Source organism: Faecalibacterium gallinarum, assembly GCF_022180365.1.
GTDB lineage: Bacteria > Bacillota > Clostridia > Oscillospirales > Ruminococcaceae > Faecalibacterium > Faecalibacterium gallinarum.
On record NZ_BQKV01000027.1, the window covers coordinates 92,901 to 111,166 of the forward strand.

The following is an 18,266-nucleotide window of genomic DNA, read 5'->3' on the forward strand; positions in this document are numbered from 1 at the left end:
CCTTGTTCGCGTCAATGATAAAAGGTGTCGAAGTTGATCTGGCGGTAGAACCGCTGGGCCAGCTGGTCGAAGCTCTCGCAGTTCTGAGCCAGCAGCCACATGATCTTGGTGACCACCGCCTCGATGGTCATGTCGTGGGCTTCCAGGAAGCGGAACCGGTTTTTCACCCGCTTGCCCACCTCGTAGATGCCCACGTCGCTGCCCTCGTAGGTCACCTGGGTGGTGAGGATCAGCACCTTGTGGGTCTGGTCGTACTCGCCCAGCCCCTCGGCGAAGGCATCCATCAGGGTCTGGGGGATGCCCCCCACCCCGAAGCTCTCCACGATGACGCAGTTGTAGAGCCGGAAGATCTCGGGCAGAAGCTCCGGGGCCAGGCCCGGGGTCAGCTTGAGCAGAAAGACCCGGTTGTCCAGTGCCCGGCCGAACTCCACCGGCCCGGTGGGCCAGGGGGAGGGAACATACCGCACCAGCCGGTCCCCCTGAACCAGGGCCAGGGTGGGGAAGTTCACCGAGGCAAAGGCGTCGTAACTGATGGTCTTGTTTTTCTTGGCCCGGGTGCCCGCGATGACCTGGCCCCCGAAGACCACCATCACCCCCCGGCTGCCCGGATCCAGGGCACAGATGACACTGTCCCGCAGGTTCTTTTTGGCGTCGGTGATCTCGTTGGAAATGGGCTGCTGGGCGCCGGTGAGGATGATGGGCTTGTCGGCGTTCTGAACCAGATAAGACAGGGCCGCCGCCGTATAGGCCAGGGTATCGGTGCCGTGGCAGACGATGAACCCGTCGTAAAGGGCGTAGTTTTCCTGGATGGCCCGGGCCAGCATCAGCCAGTGCTCGGGGCCCATGTCGGTGCTGTCGATGCTGCACAACGCCAGGGTCTGGGGCTCGCACAACTGTTCCAGCTCGGGCAGATGGGCCAGCAGCTCCTCGCTGGAAAGGACGGGTTTCAGCCCCTGGTCGGTGCGGACGCTGGCAATGGTGCCCCCCGTGGTAATAAATAACAGCTTCTGTTTTGGCATACAGTTTCCCCCAAATTCTTTTTCCACCCCACCAGTATACCATCTTTTGCGCCGGTTTGGTCCTTAAAGAATGAAATTTCCCGGGAAATTTTGGCGGCGGGAGTTCCCGGCTTGCATTTTGGGGCGGGATGCGGTATGTTTGGGCTGGATTTTGTCCCGCCGGGCGGTTTTTGTAAGCAAGTCACAGAAAACCCACCCCGGCTGTGGCATACTGAAACCAGAAAAACTATTTTAGAGAATACCAGGCGGCGGCTCCGGGCCGCCGGTCAGGAGGATGCATATGTCGAATGTTGTGATTGTTGGCTCCGGCCCCGCCGGTGTCTCGGCCGCGCTCTACACCGCCCGCGCCGGGATCGACACCACCGTTTTGTCCCGGGGTTCGGGCGCGCTGGCCCGGGCCGAGGGCATCCAGAACTATTATGGCTTCGCCGAGGCCATCCCCGGCGCCGAGCTGGAGCGCCAGGGCATCGAGGGCGCCAAGGCAGTGGGGGTAAAGTTTGTGGAGACCGAGGCCGTGGGCCTGACCTTCACCGACAAGCTGACGGTGGAGACCCTGGCCGGGGACTACTCCGCCGACGCGGTGATCCTGGCCACCGGCGTTTCCCGCGCCGCCCCGCCCCTGCCCGGGCTGAAAAACCTGGAAGGCCACGGCGTGAGCTATTGCGCCACCTGCGACGCATTCTTCTACCGCGGGCGGGACGTGGCTGTCCTGGGCAGCGGGGAATACGCCCTGCATGAGGTCACGGCCCTGCTGCCGGTGGCCAAGAGCGTCACCCTGCTGACCGGGGGCGCCCCTTTGACCGCCCAGTTCCCCCTGGAAGTGGCGGTCCGGACTGAGAAGATCGAGGCCATCCTGGGCGAAGATGCCGTCACCGGCGTTCAGCTGGCGGGGGGCGAGGTAGTCCCCGTGGCGGGGGTCTTTGTGGCTCTGGGGGTAGCGGGCAGCACCGCCCTGGCCCGGAAGATGGGCGCCGAGGTGGACGGCAACCGGATCGTCGTGGGCCCCGACATGATGACCAGCATCCCCGGCCTGTACGCGGCGGGGGACTGCACCGGCGGCCTGCTCCAGGTGGCCAAGGCCGTCTACGAGGGGGCCATGGCCGGCTCGGAGGCCGCCAAGGCTCTGCGGAAGGGTGGTTTCTATGGCGGGTAAGATGCCAAACGAAGAAATCAGCCGAAAATGTCTGGCCTGCGGCTTCCCCTTCTGGAACGAGCTGACCCCCGAACAGCAGGAATCCCTCTGCCGGAGCACCCGGCCGGTGCGGTACGAAAAAGGGGAACACGTCCACAGCCCCACCGAAAACTGTGTGGGAATTCTGCTGGTCCGCTCGGGCCAGCTGCGGGCCTATATCCTCTCGGAGGACGGCCGGGATGTGACCCTCTACCGGCTGTTTGCGGGGGAGGTCTGCATCCTGTCGGCCTCCTGCGTGCTGGACGCGGTGACCTTCGACGTCCACATCGACGCCGAAGAGCCGGTGGATGCCTACTGCATCGGGGCCGGCGTGTTCCGCAATCTGATGCAGCAGAACGTCTACGTCCGGTGCTTCGCCTACCAGACCATCACCGAGCGGTTCTCGGACACCATGTGGGCCATGCAGCAGATCCTCTTTATGAGCGCCGACCGTCGGCTGGCCATCTTCCTCACCGACGAACTGGCCAAGACCGGCTCCAACGAACTCCACATGACCCACGACCAGATCGCCCGGTACATGGGCAGCGCCCGGGAGGTGGTGAGCCGGTTGCTGAAATATTTCGCCCAGGAGGGGCTGGTCACCCTCTGGCGGGGCGGGCTCACCGTCCTGGACAAACCCCGGCTCCAAAAGCTGGCCCGGGAGGGCCGGGCCGGAAAAGACCGCGGCTGACCAAAAACCAAAGGAGCGCCCAGGCCATCCGGCCCGGGCGCTCCTTTTTGGCGCTCAAAGTTTGATAACAGAAAGGGGATAAAAAAGAGGGTTTACTCTGCCTCGAAGGTCTCGATCAGCTGGGGAATCCGGCTGCCCCAGCCCTCAACGTACTCAGTGGTATCGGGGTAGCACCAGGAGATGTACCAGATCTGGCCGTCGGTGCCCTCCACAATGTACTGGCAGGTGACCACGCCGTCCTCGCTCAGGGCAAAGTACTGGTCGTTGTCGTCGGACTGGAGATAGCCCTCCTCCAGAAGAGCATCATAGACCTGGTCCAGGGTGGCGGACTCCTCGCCGGAGGACTGGATGGCCAGCAGGACCTTGTCGTTCTCCACAGCGGCGAACACGTCCTGCACCTGGCTGCCGTCGCCGGCCTCGGTGTGGGTCCACTCGCCCTCGGGCAGGTAAATGGAGTAGCCCTCGCCCTCAAACAGGGTGACGGGCAGCTCCTCTTCTTCGCCTTCCACCACGATGGTCACGGTGTCGCTCTGGGGGCGCTTCGAGGTGCTGCTCTGGCTGGAAGCGGCGTCCTCCTCGGTCTGGCTGTCGGCCTCAGAGGAGGCGCTGCTGCCAGCCGGGCTGCTGGAAGGGGCGGAGGAGCTGCCGGCGGCGTCCTTGGTGCCGCAGCCGGCAAGACCCAGCGCCAGCACAGCCGCCAGCGCAAGGGGGAAAAGTTTCAGTCTCATAGAAAAACACACTCCTTCTCGTAAGAGAAAATCCAATGGGTACGGCGGGCCGACAGGGGGCCCGTCTGTAAAGAATACGCACCCGACGCTACAATCATTGCACGAAAGAGCGTATTTTTCAAGAGGGAATGGCTGGCAAGGGTTCCGATTTCCTCTTCGGTGACACAGTTACGGAATCAGCGCTTCGTTTGGGGTATACTATTGCCAGAAACAAACGAGAGCCCCCGCACAGCGGGGTTATACGAGGAATTAAACGGAGGTAACCGCCATGTCTGCTATCACCATTACCAAGAATAATTTTGCATCCGAAGTGCTCCAGAGCGACAAGACCGTGCTGCTGGACTTCTGGGCCAGCTGGTGCGGCCCCTGCCGTATGCTCTCTCCCATCGTGGACCAGGTGGCCGACGAGCGCCCCGACGTCAAGGTGGGCAAGGTCAACGTGGACGAGCAGCCGGAGCTGGCCGGCCAGTTCGGGATCATGAGCATCCCGGCCCTGCTGGTCTTTAAGAACGGCAAGCTGGTCAACCAGGCCGTGGGCTCCCGCCCCAAGGCCAGCGTTCTGGCTCTGCTGGACTAAGCGCCCGGACCTATAACAGATGAAACGCCCCCGGCGGTTCAGACCGCCGGGGGCGTTTTTTTATCCTGTTATCGGGGAATCAACAGGTGGACGGGATCAGACTCCGGCCACGCAGTTCTTGCCCGCCACATAGCCGTAGTAGACGCAGAGGCTGTGGCTGATGCCCCGCATGCAGATGGGGTACTCCACCGCATAGCGGCTGCCCTGGACGTTGCCGCAGACGTACAGGCCGGGGATGATATCCCGCTTGGGGCTTGCGGGGTCGCCCTCGGTGAAGGTGTGGCAGTTCTCGTCGCTCTCCAGGCCGCCCACGCAGACCAGCATGGAGGTAGTGCCCCACTGGCAGGCGTAGTAGGGGGGATTTTCCAGGGCGAACATCCGGGAAGCCGGTTTGCCGAAGTCGTCGTCCGAGCCGGCATGGCAGAGCTCGTTGTACCGCTCGATGGAAGCCAGGGCGGTCTCCAGAGTTTCGCCCTCAAAGCCGCACTGGGTCAGCAGATCCTCCAGGGTATCGGCCTTGAACTGATAGGCCTCGGCCTTGGCGCTGATCTTGGTGTACTGACGGTCGGTGAAGTTGGGGTTGGACTCGTCCTCATCCTCGGGGATGATGTAGCACAGGCCGCCGTGGTTGGCCGGCATATAGGGGATCTGCTCGCCCCAGTTGGAGTCGTAGATCTGGAAGGAGGTGCACTCGGGCTGGAGCTCGATCTGGTTTTCCAGCTGCTGGCCGGGGATGCACTCGTTCATGAACCGCTCGCCCCGCTTGTTCAGCTGGAGGAAGGGGGTCACGCCCATGCCGCTGCCCATGTGGTGGGTCATGGGTGCATGGAAATCCTGAACCTTGGCGCCGATCCAGGCGCCCATCCGCAGGCCGTCGCCGGTCTCTACCGTCTTGCCCTCGACGTCCACGCCCAGCATGCCCATGGCGCCCATGTTGGCGATCTTCTTCTCCACGATCTCGGGGGCGAAGTGCTTCATGATCTTTTCGTCGCCGGAGTTGTCGCCGGTGGCCAGGATGACGCCCTTGCTGGCGTTGAGCTGGATGTAGGCGTTGCCGTTGTTGGCGTCCCGGATGATGACGCCGGTCACCCGGCCGTCGGCATCCTTCAGCAGTTTGGTGCCGAAGCAGCCGAAGAAAGTGGTGGCGCCGGCCTCAATGGCCTTGTTCAGGTTGGCCTCCACCATAAAGCCCTGCTGGTCGGAACGGGAGGAACGGAACTCCATGCTGGAGGGGAAGGTGGGGAACTCCTCGTTCCGGTAGTCGTAATGCTCGGGCTGGGGCCAGGCCAGGGGCACCAGAATGCCCTTGTCGAACTGCTCCTGGGTGACAACCTCCCGGGTGGAGTCGCAGATGGTCAGCTCGGGGTAGGCCTCGATGAACCAGTCCATGACCTCGTGGGCGTGGGTGGCCCACTTTTTCAGGATAGAGCGCTTGTTGCGGTAGGTGCACTCCCGCATCAGGCGGTCCACCACCACGTCCTCATCCACGATATTCTCCCGGCCCCAGCGCTTGTTCAGGCTGCCATTCAGCAGGGCGTACTCGCCGCTGCGGCAGTTGAAGGAAGAGCTCTTTTCCACCAGAGCTACCTTGGCGCCCTCCTCGGCGGCAGCGCGGGCGGCGCAGACACCCGACAGGCCTGCACCGATGATGACCACGTCAAAGTCCTGCTCCTCGCTGACGGAAGCGATCTCCGGCTCCTCGCCCAGCCAGTCATCGCCGTCGTCGGTCTCCTCGGTCTCGGCAGGGGTCTCCTGAGCCACGCCCATGGCCTGCTCGATGCAGCTGGCAGCAGCGGCCTTGACGGCGTTGGCGGTGACGGTAGCGCCTGCCACCCCGTCGATCTCGGCGCTCTGCGCCTCCATCAGGGCCTCCTGAAGGGTGGGAACGGCGGCGCCGCCGATGTCGGCGGTCTCGTTGGAAGCATCCACCACCACCTCAGTGATGGCGCTCTCGCTGAAGGTCATGGTCACCTTGACCTCACCGATGCCCTGGGCGGTGCCGGTGTAGGTGCCGGGGGTGTAGATGGCCCCGCCCGAGGCCGCCGAGCTGGCGGCAGCCGAGTCGGCCCCGTTGCAGGCCGACAGGGCGCCGGCGGTCACGCCGCCCATGGCTGCGGCGGCCGCAATTTTCAAAAAGCTTTTGCGGGAAATCTTGCTCATTTGATTTGTCTCCTTCTCTTGTTCGGGTTCCTTCCGGATGGTTCGGCATATTTCGTCAAAAACTGCCGGTACGACTTCAGTATAGTACATTCCCGGGCCCGAAAGAATCAAAAAATTTCTCGCAGAGTTATAAACAATCTTTATAACTCACCCCGGTTGTGGTATACTCAGGCCAGCACAAAACAGGAGGAACCCCGCCATGAACGACCGTCAGCTGCTCTGTTTTCTGGTAGTCAGCCGGACCCTGAATTTTTCCCGCGCGTCCCGGGAGCTTTTCATCACCCAGCCCGCCCTGAGCTACCAGATCCGCAGCCTGGAAAAAGAGCTGGAGGTGGAGCTGTTCGAGCGGAACACCACCCACGTCCGGCTAACCCCGGCGGGGCTGGCTTTTTTGGGGCCGGCCCGCAGTCTCTACCGCCAGTACCTGGAAGCCTGCAACGCGGTGAAGCCCTTTGTCCACCGGAACAAACTGGTGCTCCAGCTGCCCGCCGTCATGACTCTGCGGGACCCCATCTATCATTCTCTGATCCAGCAGCTGAATGAGGCCTGGCCCGATGCCGAGATCTCGGTCTGCACTGACCCACCCAACAAGGAGTTCCACCATCTGCTCTCCACCGGGGTGGACGCCCTGATCGGCCTCGCCCCTGAACAGCCCCAGCCCGAAGTCACCCAGGACTTTTTGTTTCAGACTCAGTGTTATCTGGCGACCGGTCCCGCCCACCCGCTCCATAGCCGGGCGGTGGTCTGTCTGTGGGAGCTGCGGGGCCAGACCCTTTTTTATGAGCCGTCGGAGCGGGTCTACATCGGCTGCCTGCGGGCCCAAGCCGAAGCCCAGGGCCTGCCCATCCATTGGGCCGAAGTGGTCTCCTTTGAGCTGTGTTACAGCGGCCTGCTGGCTGGGCGGGGGTTGTTCGTCAGTCCCCTGCGGTACGATATCTTTCCCCAGGAGTGGTATCTGCCCTTACAGCTCAAATGGCCTCTGCCCGCCACCTGCCTGATGACCCTGCGGGACGATCCCCGGCCCCAGATCGCCGAGCTGCGGCAGATCTTCCGGGATGCCTATCAGAAATGGAGTCTGTAACGCCGAAAAACAACAAAACCCGGGCGGAGCTGTAAACCAGCTCCGCCCGGGTTCTTTTTCTTCCGAAGGAAAAACGACGTTATTTACTTGCCCAGCATCTCGCGGACGTTGGCCTCGATGTTGGCAGCACACAGACCATACTCACGGAGCAGGTCCCATGCGGGGCCGGAGCAGCCGAACTTGTCCTGCACGCCGATCCGGCGGACGGGGGTGGGCTGCTTCTCGCTCAGCAGGGCGCAGACTGCCTCGCCCAGGCCGCCGATGACGCTGTGCTCCTCGCAGGTGATGACCTTGCCGCACTCGGCAGCGGCCTTGAGCACCAGCTCCTCGTCCAGGGGCTTGATGGTGTGGATGTTGATGACCCGGGCGTGGATGCCCTCCTTGGCCAAGTTCTCGGCGGCGATCCGGGCCTCGTTGACCATCAGGCCGGTGGCGATGATGGCGATGTCGCTGCCCTCGGTGAGCTGCTCGCCCTTGCCGATCTCAAAGTGGTAGTTGGCCTCGTCGTGGAAGACGGGCACAGCCAGACGGCCAAACCGCAGGTAGACGGGGCCCCGGTGTTCAAAGGCGGCGCGGACCGCGGCCCGGGCCTCCACGTCGTCGGCGGGGCAGATGACGGTCATGCCGGGCAGGGAGCGCATGAGGGCGAAATCCTCACAGCACTGGTGAGAAGCGCCGTCCTCGCCCACCGAGATGCCGCCGTGGGTGGCGCCGATCTTGACGTTCAGGCGGGGGTAAGCGATGGAGTTGCGGATCTGCTCAAAGGCACGGCCCGCCGCAAACATGGCGAAGCTGGAGACAAAGGGGATATAGCCCATGGTGGACAGGCCTGCGGCCACCCCCATCATGTTGCCCTCGGCGATGCCGCAGTCGAAGTGACGGTCCGGGTAGGCTTTCTTGAACACGCCGGTCTTGGTGGCGGCGGCCAGGTCGGCGTCCAGGACCACCAGCTCGTCGTGGCCCTCGGCGGCCAGCTGCTTGAGCGCTGCGCCGTAGCTGTCACGGGTTGCGATGTTTTTCACGTCTGCCATCTCAGTTGCCCTCCTTTTCCAGCGCGGCATAGGCTGCGTTCAGTTCCTCCATGGCGATGCGGTACTCCTCGTCATTGGGGGCCTTGCCGTGCCAATCCACCTGGTTGGTCATATAGGAAACACCCTTGCCCTTGGTGGTGTTCAGGATGATGCAGGTGGGCTTGGCCTTCTCGGCGTGGAAGGCCGCGATGGCTGCCTCGATCTGGTCGAAGTCGTGGCCGTCGATGGACAGGACGTTGAAGTTGAAAGCCTCCATCTTCTTGTCCAGGGGGGCGCTGTTCATAACCTGCTCAATGGCGCCGTCGATCTGCAAGTGGTTGAGGTCGATCATGACGCAGAGGTTCGAAAGACCGTAGTGGGCCGCGAACATAAAGGCCTCCCAGCATTCGCCCTCTTCGATCTCACCGTCGCCCAGGATGGTGTAGACGCTCAGATCCTGGCCGGCGTGCTTGGCGCCCAGGGCCATGCCGCAGGCGGCCGAAACACCCTGGCCCAGGCTGCCGGTGGACATATCCACACCGGGCACCGAGTTCATGTTGGGGTGACCCTGGAGATAGCTGCCGATCTTGCGCAGGGTCTTGAGATCCTCCACCGGGAAGAAGCCCCGCAGCGCCAGCGCTGCGTACAGGCCCGGGGCTGCGTGGCCCTTGGAGAGGACCAGCCGGTCCCGGTCCGCCTTGGCGGGGTTGGCGGGATCGACGTTCATTTCTTTAAAATACAGGTAGGAAAGCACCTCGGCGATGGACAAACTGCCGCCCGGGTGACCGCACTTTGCACTGTGGGTGCCCTCGATCACGCCGAGGCGGATCTGGCAGGCGCGTTTTTGCAGGGTGAGTTTTTCTGCGTTGGTCATGATGGCCCTCCCATGTAACATTCTTGCCTTTTGGCTGACCTGGGTCGGGCAGGGGCGGCGCCCCGTGCCCGCTCTTTCTCTATTTTATATTATCGGTTCTGCACAGAAAGGTCAAGCAAATTTTGCCGAACTGTACATCACCCGGAAAAACGGCGGCGGATGGCGTCGTTTTTTGTATAAAATGCAGTCCCAGCCCCGGCCCTTGACAGGGTGAGAAGGGTTCTGCTATACTGCTAGTGTTCCGGCCGGGAGCCGGAATATCCGGGCCGAAGCCCGGCGCACAGAGCTTTCTGTGCAAACAACCTTCTTTGTAAACAGACGCCATGAAGGGGTCTGCCTCCTGCGCCAAAGGCCGGGGGCAGGCCCCTTTTTTGCCGGTTTGCAGGACAAAATACCATCCAAAAAGGAGTTTTTCGGCATGAATCAAACCACCCATTCCCACACCCGGCAGCTGGTGCTGGCGGCGCTCTTTCTGGCCCTGGGGCTGGCGCTGCCCTTTTTGACCGGGTCCATCCCCCAGATCGGCAGCATGCTCTGCCCCATGCACCTGCCGGTGCTGCTGGGGGGCTTTGTCCTGGGCGGGCCCTGGGGGCTGGCCATCGGCGCGGCGACCCCGCTGCTCCGCTCGGTCCTGTTCGGGATGCCGCCCCTTTACCCCACGGCTCTGGCTATGGCCTTTGAGCTGGCCACCTACGGGTTCGCCGCCGGGGCCCTCTACCGCCGGGCCCGCCGGCACAGCCTGGGGATGATCTACGCCGTCCTGCTGGCCGCCATGCTGGCCGGGCGGGTGGTCTGGGGGGCGGTTATGTTCTGCCTCATGGGCCTGTCGGGGAGTAGCTTCACCTTCTCGGCCTTTATGTCCGGGGCAGTGCTGGGGGCTGTGCCCGGCATCCTCCTCCAGCTGGTGCTGATCCCCCTGGTTTTGGTGGGGCTCCAGCGGGCCAAGTGGATGGACTGACCCCGCCGCAACCTAAACCGCAGAAAAACCGCCCGGAGCAAAACTCCGGGCGGTTTTTGGGTTTTCCGGTCTTTTTCAGCGCTGGGGCAATTTCTGGTAGGCGATCCGGGGGCTGCCATTGGCCACGTGGATGATCCCGCAGCGGACGAAGCCGTTCTTCTCCAGAATATGCTGCATGGCCTTGTTGTCGGCGTGGGTGTCGGCCCGCAGGCTCTCGCACCGCTCCTGACACCAGGCAATCACCGCGTCCGCCGCGTGGGGGTGCAGCCCTGCCGAGGCCAGCCGGTGAATGGTGCCGTAGGGGCAATCGGACAGCCAGGCGCCGTCCTCGATCACCGCGTAGGTGGGGTCCTGGCCCAGAATAAAGGCGAACACCGCCTCCATCTGCCCATTGACGGTATAGACAAACAGCCGGTTGGACTGGATGTCCTTTTCGATCATCTCCCGGGAGGGGTAGTTGTCGCCCCACTGGCTGGGGTTGCCGGACTCGGCCATCAGGGCCCGGGCCCGGTCGTAAACCTTCATAATCCGATCAATCTCAAAACGGTTTGCTCCGCGAAACATTCTTCCTCAACCCTCTTTGCGGGCGCCTTTGTAAAAAGGCATATCTGCCCAGAATGGGGTTATTATACTACAAACCGGCCCAAAATTCCAGTTTCTTACAGCAAAAATACAAAAAACGAGGAAAATCCGGGGTTTTGCGCCCCCAGCCCCGGCCAGCCGGGCGCTTGACAAAGCCGCTTTACTCCGATAAACTAAATCCATCGCAAATTTTGGCAAAGGGGAGGGGAGCGGCTGTGAAAACTCAGGCGCTCCGGGCGGCGCTGCCCCACACTCTGCCGGTTCTGGTGGGGTTTCTGGTGCTGGGGGCGTCGTACGGTTTTTTGATGCAGAGCCAGGGGCTGGCCTTTCTTTATACCCTGCTGAGCAGCCTGTTCATCTTTGCGGGGTCGATGCAGTTCGTCTCGGTGGGGCTTTTGCTGGCGGGGTTTGAGCCCCTCCACGTCTTTCTGCTGACCCTGATGATCAACGCCCGGCACCTGTTTTACGGGCTGGCCCTCTTGGAAAAATACCGGGGCCTCGGCTGGAAAAAGCCCTATCTGATCTTTGGGCTCTGCGACGAGACCTTTTCCATCCACTGTGCCGTGGACCCGCCGCCGGGGGTGGACAAGGGTTGGTTTTACTTTTTCATCACCCTGCTGGACCAGAGCTACTGGGTGGCGGGCTCGGTGGTGGGGGCCCTGCTGGGGCAGCTGCTCCCCATGGACACCACCGGTCTGGAATTCGTCATGACCGCCCTGTTTGTGGTGATCTTTTTAAATCAGTGGGACCAGCAGACCGATCACCGCCCGGCCCTCATCGGGGCGGGCTGCGCCCTGGCCTGTCTGGCTCTCTTTGGGAGCGAACATTTCCTGCTGCCGGCCATGGGGCTGATGGTCCTCTGCCTGGCCCCTGCCCGCCCCAAAACAGAAAAGGAGGCCCACACCCCATGACTACCGCCCAAACCCTCATCACCCTGGGGCTGATCGCCGCCGCCACCGCCCTGACCCGGTTTCTGCCCTTCTGGGTCTTCCCTGAGGGGCGGCAGCCCCCCGCCTGGGTGGCCCGGCTGGGCCGGGTTCTCCCCGCGGCCGTCATCGGGATGTTGGTGGTCTACTGCCTCAAGGACGCCCCCGCCTCTGCCTGGCACGGGCTGCCCGAGCTGGTGGCCATCGGCTTTATTGTCCTGCTCCACCGGTGGAAGAAAAACACCCTCTTGAGCATCGGCGGGGGCACCGCCCTGTACATGCTGCTGGTGCAGACGGTCCTGCGCTGAACCAATCCGATTTTGGCCCGGCAATTTCTGCCGGGCTTTTTTCTGTCTGTTTTTCGCTTCGGCTTGACAGCGGGGCAGGGGCGTGGTATTCTGTTCTCACGCACCTGTATTACAGGTATACAATTCATCGTGTGCGGTCTGAATCCCTCCGCCTGTGCGGGGCGCGGAGCCGTGCGCAGACTGGGAGGATTTTATGTCTATCTTTCAAAAACCGGACCGCCACCATCTGATCGTCACCAGCGCCGTTCTGGTCTGGATCTTCATCGTCAACGTGGCCGCCGTGGCCCTGGGCATCGCGGGCTGGCCCCTCTTTTTTGTGACCATCTTCTTCTTCGCCCTGGGGGCAGACATGAAGAACATCCCCTCCATCTTCGTGGGGGGCACCCTGGGCCTGGTCGCCGCTCTGGCCCTTTACATGGGTACTTTCGGCCTGGCCTCCTCCCTGGGGCTGCTGGGGGCCTTCTCCCTCAGCATCGCTATTGTGCTGTCGGTGATCATTCTGGGCGGCACCGTCTGCCCGGTGGCCTGCAACAACATCGCCTTTGCCTACCTGACGGTGGCCACCCTCAACTTTGAAGAGATCACCCCCGCCATCATCGGCAGCCAGCTGATTACTTTCTGGGTGGGCGGCGCCATCATTCTTGGCGGCTCCCTGGTCGCCGCCAAGCTGGGCGGCAAGCTGGCCGCCAAACTGGCCAAGCCCGCCCACGAGTGAGCGGAAAAAGCCGGAATTGTAAAACCCGCCGCCGGATGCTACAATAATACAGACGAAAATTCACCCAATAGCAGAAGGAGCATCCGGGAATGGCGATCAAAAAAGTGGTAAAAAGCAGCGTCAGCCAGCAGGTGTTCGACCAGCTGCGGGAGCAGATTCTGGCCGGGGACTGGAAGCCCGGCGACAAACTGCCCTCCGAGAATGAACTGGCGGCCCAGTTCGGGGTTAGCCGGGTCACGGTGCGCAACGCGCTGCAAAAACTGAGCGGGCTGGGTCTCTTGGAGACCCACTTCGGCGAGGGATCTTTTGTGCGGGGCGCAGGGACAGAAGCTGCCCTCAACCAGCTGGTGCCCCTGCTCTATCTGGGGCGGGAGACGCTGCGGGATATCCTGACCTTCCGCCGGATGGTAGAGGGGCCCATCTGTGAGATCGCCTGCCGCCGGGCCACCGACGGGGAGATCGCCCAGCTTCGGGAGCTTTTGGGCCAGATGGAACGGGCCGGGGGAGACCTGGCCGCCTTCGCCCAGGCCGACAGCGCCTTCCACTGTGCGCTGGCCCGGCTGACCCGCAGCAAGATGATGCAGCAGATCTACCAGATCATCGACGATGCCATGCAGTCCGCCTGCCGCCAAAACGTCCGGCGGCAGAATGCGGCCGCCGCTCTCCGGTGGTACCACGAGATTCTGGACGCCTTCGACGCCCGGGACTCCGCCCGGGCCCGGCAGGCTATGGAACAGGCCCTGGCCCAGACCTACTGGATCTCCACCATGTACCAGAATCTTCTGAACATGGAGTCGGCCTACCCTGACCGGGTGGCCATCCGCTATTACGACGAGGAAGCCAAATCGGTGCGGGAAGTGCTCTACCGGGACTACGCCGCCGACATCCGCCGGATGGTGGGCTGGCTCCGCCGCACCCTGCCCGGGGTGGAGGGGCGGCATGTGGGACTTTTGGCTCGGAGCGGCTACCCCTACGCTGTGGCCCTTTTCGGCTGCATCCTGGCCGGAGCGGTGGCAGTGCCCCTCAACACCGAAAAGAGCTGGCCTGCCCTGCGGGACGAGCTGAGCCGGGCCGATGTTACCGCCCTTTTGACCGACGGCAGCTATGCCGCCCGGGAGCCGGATCTGGCCCGCTGGGAGGGGCCGCTGCTGGACATGAACGCCTTTGCGGGCTGCACCGAGCTGGCCGAGCTGGCCGAGTGCCCCGATCCCGGCGCCCTGGCCCTCATCCTCTTTACCTCCGACACCACCGGCCGCAGCAAAGGGGTGATGCTCAGCCAGAAAAACCTCTTTGCCCCCATGCGGCTGTTTACCGAGCCCTTCGAGACCTTCCCGGCCCAGATGGGCTGGCCCGAGGGGTATCAGCCCTCCTCCTTTACGGTGCTGCCCCTGTTCCACATCGCCGCTCTGACCAGTCTGGTCTCCTGGAGCATCGCCGGCAACGCGGTGAACTTCTGCTCCGATCTGCGGCGGTTCTACCGGGATTTGCAGGCCATGCCCAGCGATGTGATGGCGGTGGTGCCCACCCTGCTGAAATCCATCCATCACGACGTGATGCGGGGCAAGGCCGCCCGCCTGGGCAAACTGCGGGTGTTCACCTGCGGGGCCGCCACCTATGACCCTCAGATGCTGGCCGACCTGATCGCCAAAGGGTTCACCATCATCCAGACCTACGGCCTCACCGAGACGGTGGGGGACGGGGGCTGGAACAGCGCTCAGGACGCCGCCCATCTGCCCTCGGTGGGCCTGCGGGACCCCGACATGGAGTACCGGCTGGAGGACGGCGAACTCTGCATGAAGGGGGACGCCGTCATGATGGGTTACTACAAGGAACCCGAAAAGACCGCCGCCGTCCTGAAAGAGGGCTGGTTCCACACCGGGGACCTGGCCCGGATCGACCCGGACGGGTACATCTACCTGACCGGCCGGAAAAACAACCTGATGGTCCTGCCCAGCGGCGAAAAAGTCAGCCCCGAAGAGCTGGAAACCCTGCTGGGCCGCTGCTCCGCCGTGCGGGAAGTGCTGGTAGGGCAGAAGGGCGGCCGAATCTGCGCCCGGATCTCCTGCCGGGACGCTGTGCGGGACACCGTCCGCGCCTTTGTCACTGAAACCAACCGCACGCTGCCCCTCTATAAACGGGTGACGGCGGTGGAATTTACCGATCAGCCCCTGCCGCGCAACGCCCTGGGCAAACTGCAGCGAGGCTGAGCCCCCTGCCGGGCCCGCCCCCGGCCCTAGGTCGTTTATCAAGACAGAAAGGATAAAGCGCCATGTTTACCCTCCCCGTTCACACCATCTATCAGCTGGTCTCCCAGATGGAAACCAAGTACTCCGATCGGATCGCCATCCGCTACTATGATGCGGAAAAAGAGGCCGTGCGGGAAGTGCCTTACAGCCAGTACGCCCACGACATCCGCTGTGTGACCGCCGCCCTGCAGGCCGCCGTCCCCGACATCGAGGGCAAGCGGGTCTGCATCCTGGCCGCCAACAGCTACCACTACGCCGTGAGCATCTTCGGCACCATCCTGTCCGGAGCCGTGGTGGTCCCCCTGAACCTGCAAAAGAGCTGGGACGACATCCACTATGAGCTGGAACTGGTGGAGGCATCCGCCATCCTCCACGACGGGATCTATCTGGATCGGGAGCCCGCTCTGGGCGAGGCGTACGGCGACAAACTGCTGCCCATCACCGGCTATCTGGACGCCCAGCCCGCCGAGATCCACGAGTGCGCCGACCGCGAGGCCCTGATGGCCATTATGTTCACCTCGGGCACCACCGGCCGGAGCAAGGGCGTTATGCTGAGCCAGAAAAACCTGTTCGCCCCCATGCCCGCCTACTGCGACCCCTTCCGCGTCATGCTGGAAGAGATGGGGGTGGATCACTACGATTTCAACCACTTCACCGTTCTGCCCATGTTCCACATCGCGGCATTCACCAGTCTGGTGTCCTGGTCCATTATGGGCATGGCCCACAACCTCTGCACCGATCTGCGGAACTTCTACCGCGATCTGGCCCTGATGCCCTGTGACACCATGGCCGCCGTGCCGGTGCTGCTCCAGTCCATCCATCGGGATGTGATGCGGGGCCGGAAGGACCGGCTGGGCAAACTGCGGACCCTGACCTGCGGCGCCGCTGCCTGCACCCCCGAGATGATGCTGGACCTGATGCACAACGGATTCTTCATCATGCAGATGTACGGCCTGACCGAAACCGCCGGCGACGGCACCTGGAACAACGACCAGAGCGCCGCACACATCCACTCGGTGGGCAAGGGTGACGAGCCCATCTGCGAGTATTCCATCCAGGACGGCGAGCTGTGCATCAAGGGCGATCCTGTCATGCTGGGCTACTACAAGGAGCCCGAGCTGACCGCCGAGGTCCTGATTGATGGCTGGTTCCACACCGGCGACCTGGTCCGGAAGGACGAGGAGGGCTATTACTACATCACCGGCCGCAAGAAGAACCTGATTATTCTGGCCAGCGGCGAAAACGTCAGCCCCGAGGAGCTGGAAACCCTGGTTGGAGCCTGCCCCGATGTCCAGGAGTGCCTGGTCAAGGAAAAGGACGGCAAAATCTGCGCCGAAGTCTACTGCCCCGCCGAAGCCCAGGAGGCGGTCCGGGCCCATATCACCGAGGTCAACCGCACCCTGCCCCTCTACAAGCGGATGACGCTGGTGGAATTCCGCGATCAGCCTCTCGCCCGGAACGCTACCGGCAAGCTGGTGCGCAACTAACTCTGCGTGTCTTGTCTGCGGGTAACCCCCGTGGATAAAACATAATTCCTTTCTCTTTTTTCTCTCTCTCAAATCCCCCCGCTGCATCGGCCGAAAGGCTGCGCCGCGGGGGGATTTGTCATTTTCTGCGTCAAAATTGTACCGTCCGCCGCTCTATTTTATTGACAGCGCTCATAAAATACTATACAATAATAATACCTATCAATAATACTTGTTTGGAAGAACACCGGCGTGAAACGAGGTGAAACTCCGCGTTGTTCTGTATAAAAATCGCCGGGCTGCCCATCGGGCTCGACGCACGCTATCCGTACATTCGCCATCTTTGCCGGGGATATGAAACCGGGGAAACGCCGCTGTTCACCGTCCGCGCCTCGGAGCAAGAGCTCTGCCGGGAAGCAGAGGCCGACCCCAGCGATCTGCCGCTGGGCCGCCGTCCCATGGGATATTATGAAAGCCTCTGCCTCTACCGCAGCCTCTGTTTGAGGCTGCCGGAATACGATGCCTTTTTGATCCACGGGGCAGTGGTGGAACTGGACGGAGCGGCCTATCTATTCTGCGCCCCCAGCGGCACCGGAAAAACCACCCACATCCGGCTCTGGCTGGAACAGTTCGGCCCCCGCGCCCAGGTGATCAACGGCGACAAACCGGTGCTCCGGTTCATCGACGGCGTGCTCTGTGCCTGCGGCACCCCCTGGAATGGCAAAGAACGGCTGGGCCAGAACCGCATCTGCCCGGTGGCGGGGATCTGTTTTCTGGAGCAAACCCCGGAAAATCACATTCGCCGGCTGACCGGGCCCGAAATCACCCGCCGGATTTTCCACCAGCTGCTGCTCCCCCGGGAGAAAGCCGCTTTCGACCTCTTTTGGGGGCTCCTGGACCGGATGGTTCAGACCGTGCCCTTTTATCTGCTGGAGTGCAACCGGGAACCGGAGGCCGCCCAGCTCGCATACCATACCATGAGGAGGGATCAAGATGCTGAAAACCAAACCGGGTTTCCTGCTGCGCCGGCTGGGAGATGAATCCATGGTGATCGCCATTGGCGAGGCCAGCGAGAGCTTCAACGGAATGATCCGTTTGAATAGCACCGGCGCATTTTACTGGGAACTGCTGGAACAGGGCGTCACTGAGGATCAGCTGGTTGCCAAAACCCTGGAGCGCTTTGAGGGTCTGGACGAGGCCACCGCCCGGCAGGACGTGCGGGAGTTTCTGAACACCATCGCCCTGGCGCTGGACAACGATGGCGCAGCGGATTGAACAGGTTCTATCGGAACAGGGCCGAGGATTTTTCCAGACGGCGGGGGACAGCATGGAGCCCCTGCTCCACAGCCGGAAAAGCACCGTGGTTCTGACCGCCGCCCGCGGCCCGCTGAAACGGTACGATGTGGCCCTCTACCGCCGCCCTGCCGGAGAGTATGTCCTCCACCGGGTCATCGGGGTGACCGAAAGCGGCTACCGCACCCTGGGGGACAACCGCCTCTGGCCCGAGACGGTGCCCGCTGAGTGGGTCATCGGGGTGATGGCGGGGTTTTACCCCGACGAGAGTGGGCAGTACATTTCCTGCCAGAGTCCGGCCTACCGGGCCTATCTAAAAACCCTTAGGCTGCGCCGGGCGCGGCTCTGGTTCCGGGCCCTGCCGGGACGGGTGCGCCGGAAGATGTTCGGTCCCCGCGGCTGAGCCGAAAAACATCATCGACATAGGGCGACGGGGATTCACCACCCCCGGCGCCTTATGA

General features: G+C 62.8%; 20 protein-coding genes. 13 read left to right on the plus strand and 7 right to left on the minus strand.

Features of this window, described 5'->3' with window-relative positions; translation table 11 throughout:
- Positions 1–11 precede the first annotated feature (11 nt).
- Positions 12–1,019 carry an asparaginase gene (locus JCM17207_RS04350; RefSeq protein ID WP_238316440.1) on the minus strand — a complete coding sequence of 336 codons (1,008 nt, stop codon included), beginning with the start codon at positions 1,017–1,019 and terminating at the stop codon, positions 12–14.
- A gap of 280 nt (positions 1,020–1,299) precedes the next feature.
- Here JCM17207_RS04350 and JCM17207_RS04355 point away from each other — a divergent pair, with 280 nt between their 5' ends.
- Together JCM17207_RS04355 and JCM17207_RS04360 are read left to right on the plus strand one after the other, a co-directional pair.
- Positions 1,300–2,172 carry an NAD(P)/FAD-dependent oxidoreductase gene (locus JCM17207_RS04355; RefSeq protein ID WP_238316441.1) on the plus strand — a complete coding sequence of 291 codons (873 nt, stop codon included), beginning with the start codon at positions 1,300–1,302 and terminating at the stop codon, positions 2,170–2,172.
- Between the two features lies 1 nt (position 2,173).
- The gene (locus JCM17207_RS04360) at positions 2,174–2,881 is read left to right on the plus strand and encodes a Crp/Fnr family transcriptional regulator (RefSeq protein ID WP_238316442.1); all 708 of its coding nucleotides are present in this window, start codon (positions 2,174–2,176) and stop codon (positions 2,879–2,881) included.
- 92 nt (positions 2,882–2,973) lie between these two features.
- On the opposite strand, the gene JCM17207_RS04365 is transcribed toward JCM17207_RS04360, so the two are convergent.
- Positions 2,974–3,609 (minus strand): hypothetical protein, encoded by a 636-nt coding sequence (locus tag JCM17207_RS04365; RefSeq protein ID WP_238316443.1) that lies wholly within the window; start codon positions 3,607–3,609, stop codon positions 2,974–2,976.
- A 268-nt stretch (positions 3,610–3,877) separates the two neighbouring features.
- Here JCM17207_RS04365 and trxA point away from each other — a divergent pair, with 268 nt between their 5' ends.
- Positions 3,878–4,186 (plus strand): thioredoxin, encoded by a 309-nt coding sequence (gene trxA, locus JCM17207_RS04370; protein WP_238316444.1) that lies wholly within the window; start codon positions 3,878–3,880, stop codon positions 4,184–4,186.
- A 96-nt stretch (positions 4,187–4,282) separates the two neighbouring features.
- Here trxA and JCM17207_RS04375 read toward each other — a convergent pair whose 3' ends face one another.
- The gene (locus tag JCM17207_RS04375; RefSeq protein WP_238316445.1) at positions 4,283–6,346 is read right to left on the minus strand and encodes an FAD-dependent oxidoreductase; all 2,064 of its coding nucleotides are present in this window, start codon (positions 6,344–6,346) and stop codon (positions 4,283–4,285) included.
- A 199-nt stretch (positions 6,347–6,545) separates the two neighbouring features.
- On the opposite strand from JCM17207_RS04375, the gene JCM17207_RS04380 reads away from it, so the two are divergent.
- The gene (locus tag JCM17207_RS04380) at positions 6,546–7,427 is read left to right on the plus strand and encodes a LysR family transcriptional regulator (RefSeq protein ID WP_238316446.1); all 882 of its coding nucleotides are present in this window, start codon (positions 6,546–6,548) and stop codon (positions 7,425–7,427) included.
- Positions 7,428–7,510: 83 nt separating this feature from the next.
- Here the strand turns inward: JCM17207_RS04380 and JCM17207_RS04385 are convergent, their stop codons facing one another.
- The 3 genes from JCM17207_RS04385 to JCM17207_RS04395 form a co-directional block, all read right to left on the minus strand.
- Positions 7,511–8,458, minus strand: a complete 948-nt coding sequence (locus JCM17207_RS04385; protein ID WP_238316447.1) for a transketolase family protein — start codon at positions 8,456–8,458, stop codon at positions 7,511–7,513.
- 1 nt (position 8,459) lies between these two features.
- A complete protein-coding gene (locus JCM17207_RS04390) occupies positions 8,460–9,311 on the minus strand; it encodes a transketolase (protein ID WP_238316448.1) in 852 nt (283 codons plus the stop codon).
- 79 nt (positions 9,312–9,390) lie between these two features.
- Complete coding sequence (locus JCM17207_RS04395; RefSeq protein ID WP_238316449.1) at positions 9,391–9,747, minus strand: hypothetical protein; 357 nt, start codon at positions 9,745–9,747, stop codon at positions 9,391–9,393.
- On the opposite strand from JCM17207_RS04395, the gene JCM17207_RS04400 reads away from it, so the two are divergent.
- The gene (locus JCM17207_RS04400; protein ID WP_238316450.1) at positions 9,730–10,269 is read left to right on the plus strand and encodes an ECF transporter S component; all 540 of its coding nucleotides are present in this window, start codon (positions 9,730–9,732) and stop codon (positions 10,267–10,269) included. The genes JCM17207_RS04395 and JCM17207_RS04400 overlap by 18 nt on opposite strands.
- 75 nt (positions 10,270–10,344) lie before the next feature.
- Here JCM17207_RS04400 and JCM17207_RS04405 read toward each other — a convergent pair whose 3' ends face one another.
- Complete coding sequence (locus JCM17207_RS04405; RefSeq protein ID WP_238316451.1) at positions 10,345–10,833, minus strand: GNAT family N-acetyltransferase; 489 nt, start codon at positions 10,831–10,833, stop codon at positions 10,345–10,347.
- 233 nt (positions 10,834–11,066) lie between these two features.
- Here JCM17207_RS04405 and JCM17207_RS04410 point away from each other — a divergent pair, with 233 nt between their 5' ends.
- From JCM17207_RS04410 to JCM17207_RS04445, 8 genes are all read left to right on the plus strand, one after another.
- Positions 11,067–11,762, plus strand: coding sequence for an AzlC family ABC transporter permease (locus tag JCM17207_RS04410; protein ID WP_238316452.1), 696 nt, complete (start codon positions 11,067–11,069; stop codon positions 11,760–11,762).
- Positions 11,759–12,085, plus strand: a complete 327-nt coding sequence (locus JCM17207_RS04415) for a branched-chain amino acid transporter permease (protein WP_238316453.1) — start codon at positions 11,759–11,761, stop codon at positions 12,083–12,085. The genes JCM17207_RS04410 and JCM17207_RS04415 overlap by 4 nt, the downstream gene beginning before the upstream one ends.
- 193 nt (positions 12,086–12,278) lie before the next feature.
- The gene (locus JCM17207_RS04420) at positions 12,279–12,800 is read left to right on the plus strand and encodes a hypothetical protein (protein WP_238316454.1); all 522 of its coding nucleotides are present in this window, start codon (positions 12,279–12,281) and stop codon (positions 12,798–12,800) included.
- 89 nt (positions 12,801–12,889) lie between these two features.
- Complete coding sequence (locus JCM17207_RS04425; RefSeq protein WP_238316455.1) at positions 12,890–15,007, plus strand: AMP-binding protein; 2,118 nt, start codon at positions 12,890–12,892, stop codon at positions 15,005–15,007.
- Between the two features lie 62 nt (positions 15,008–15,069).
- On the plus strand, positions 15,070–16,533 hold the full coding sequence (locus JCM17207_RS04430) for a class I adenylate-forming enzyme family protein (protein WP_238316456.1): 1,464 nt from the start codon (positions 15,070–15,072) through the stop codon (positions 16,531–16,533).
- A gap of 254 nt (positions 16,534–16,787) precedes the next feature.
- A complete protein-coding gene (locus tag JCM17207_RS04435; protein WP_238316457.1) occupies positions 16,788–17,552 on the plus strand; it encodes a hypothetical protein in 765 nt (254 codons plus the stop codon).
- The gene (locus JCM17207_RS04440; RefSeq protein WP_238316458.1) at positions 17,506–17,787 is read left to right on the plus strand and encodes a PqqD family protein; all 282 of its coding nucleotides are present in this window, start codon (positions 17,506–17,508) and stop codon (positions 17,785–17,787) included. The genes JCM17207_RS04435 and JCM17207_RS04440 overlap by 47 nt, the downstream gene beginning before the upstream one ends.
- Positions 17,771–18,208 (plus strand): S24/S26 family peptidase, encoded by a 438-nt coding sequence (locus tag JCM17207_RS04445; protein ID WP_238316459.1) that lies wholly within the window; start codon positions 17,771–17,773, stop codon positions 18,206–18,208. Before JCM17207_RS04440 ends, JCM17207_RS04445 begins: the two co-directional genes overlap by 17 nt.
- Positions 18,209–18,266: the final 58 nt, after the last annotated feature.

What these genes read in the sequence shown, in the direction of transcription:
- JCM17207_RS04415 (WP_238316453.1), top strand. Translation starts at nt 11,759, where the DNA reads ATGACTACCGCCCAAACCCTCATCACCCTGGGGCTGATCGCCGCCGCC.
- JCM17207_RS04390 (WP_238316448.1), bottom strand. Translation starts at nt 9,311, where the DNA reads ATGACCAACGCAGAAAAACTCACCCTGCAAAAACGCGCCTGCCAGATC.
- JCM17207_RS04385 (WP_238316447.1), bottom strand. Translation starts at nt 8,458, where the DNA reads ATGGCAGACGTGAAAAACATCGCAACCCGTGACAGCTACGGCGCAGCG.
- JCM17207_RS04420 (WP_238316454.1), top strand. Translation starts at nt 12,279, where the DNA reads ATGTCTATCTTTCAAAAACCGGACCGCCACCATCTGATCGTCACCAGC.
- trxA (WP_238316444.1), top strand. Translation starts at nt 3,878, where the DNA reads ATGTCTGCTATCACCATTACCAAGAATAATTTTGCATCCGAAGTGCTC.
- JCM17207_RS04360 (WP_238316442.1), top strand. Translation starts at nt 2,174, where the DNA reads ATGCCAAACGAAGAAATCAGCCGAAAATGTCTGGCCTGCGGCTTCCCC.
- JCM17207_RS04430 (WP_238316456.1), top strand. Translation starts at nt 15,070, where the DNA reads ATGTTTACCCTCCCCGTTCACACCATCTATCAGCTGGTCTCCCAGATG.
- JCM17207_RS04445 (WP_238316459.1), top strand. Translation starts at nt 17,771, where the DNA reads ATGGCGCAGCGGATTGAACAGGTTCTATCGGAACAGGGCCGAGGATTT.
- JCM17207_RS04350 (WP_238316440.1), bottom strand. Translation starts at nt 1,019, where the DNA reads ATGCCAAAACAGAAGCTGTTATTTATTACCACGGGGGGCACCATTGCC.
- JCM17207_RS04405 (WP_238316451.1), bottom strand. Translation starts at nt 10,833, where the DNA reads ATGTTTCGCGGAGCAAACCGTTTTGAGATTGATCGGATTATGAAGGTT.
- JCM17207_RS04355 (WP_238316441.1), top strand. Translation starts at nt 1,300, where the DNA reads ATGTCGAATGTTGTGATTGTTGGCTCCGGCCCCGCCGGTGTCTCGGCC.
- JCM17207_RS04425 (WP_238316455.1), top strand. Translation starts at nt 12,890, where the DNA reads ATGGCGATCAAAAAAGTGGTAAAAAGCAGCGTCAGCCAGCAGGTGTTC.
- JCM17207_RS04375 (WP_238316445.1), bottom strand. Translation starts at nt 6,346, where the DNA reads ATGAGCAAGATTTCCCGCAAAAGCTTTTTGAAAATTGCGGCCGCCGCA.
- JCM17207_RS04395 (WP_238316449.1), bottom strand. Translation starts at nt 9,747, where the DNA reads ATGGGTGGTTTGATTCATGCCGAAAAACTCCTTTTTGGATGGTATTTT.
- JCM17207_RS04440 (WP_238316458.1), top strand. Translation starts at nt 17,506, where the DNA reads ATGCTGAAAACCAAACCGGGTTTCCTGCTGCGCCGGCTGGGAGATGAA.
- JCM17207_RS04380 (WP_238316446.1), top strand. Translation starts at nt 6,546, where the DNA reads ATGAACGACCGTCAGCTGCTCTGTTTTCTGGTAGTCAGCCGGACCCTG.
- JCM17207_RS04400 (WP_238316450.1), top strand. Translation starts at nt 9,730, where the DNA reads ATGAATCAAACCACCCATTCCCACACCCGGCAGCTGGTGCTGGCGGCG.
- JCM17207_RS04365 (WP_238316443.1), bottom strand. Translation starts at nt 3,609, where the DNA reads ATGAGACTGAAACTTTTCCCCCTTGCGCTGGCGGCTGTGCTGGCGCTG.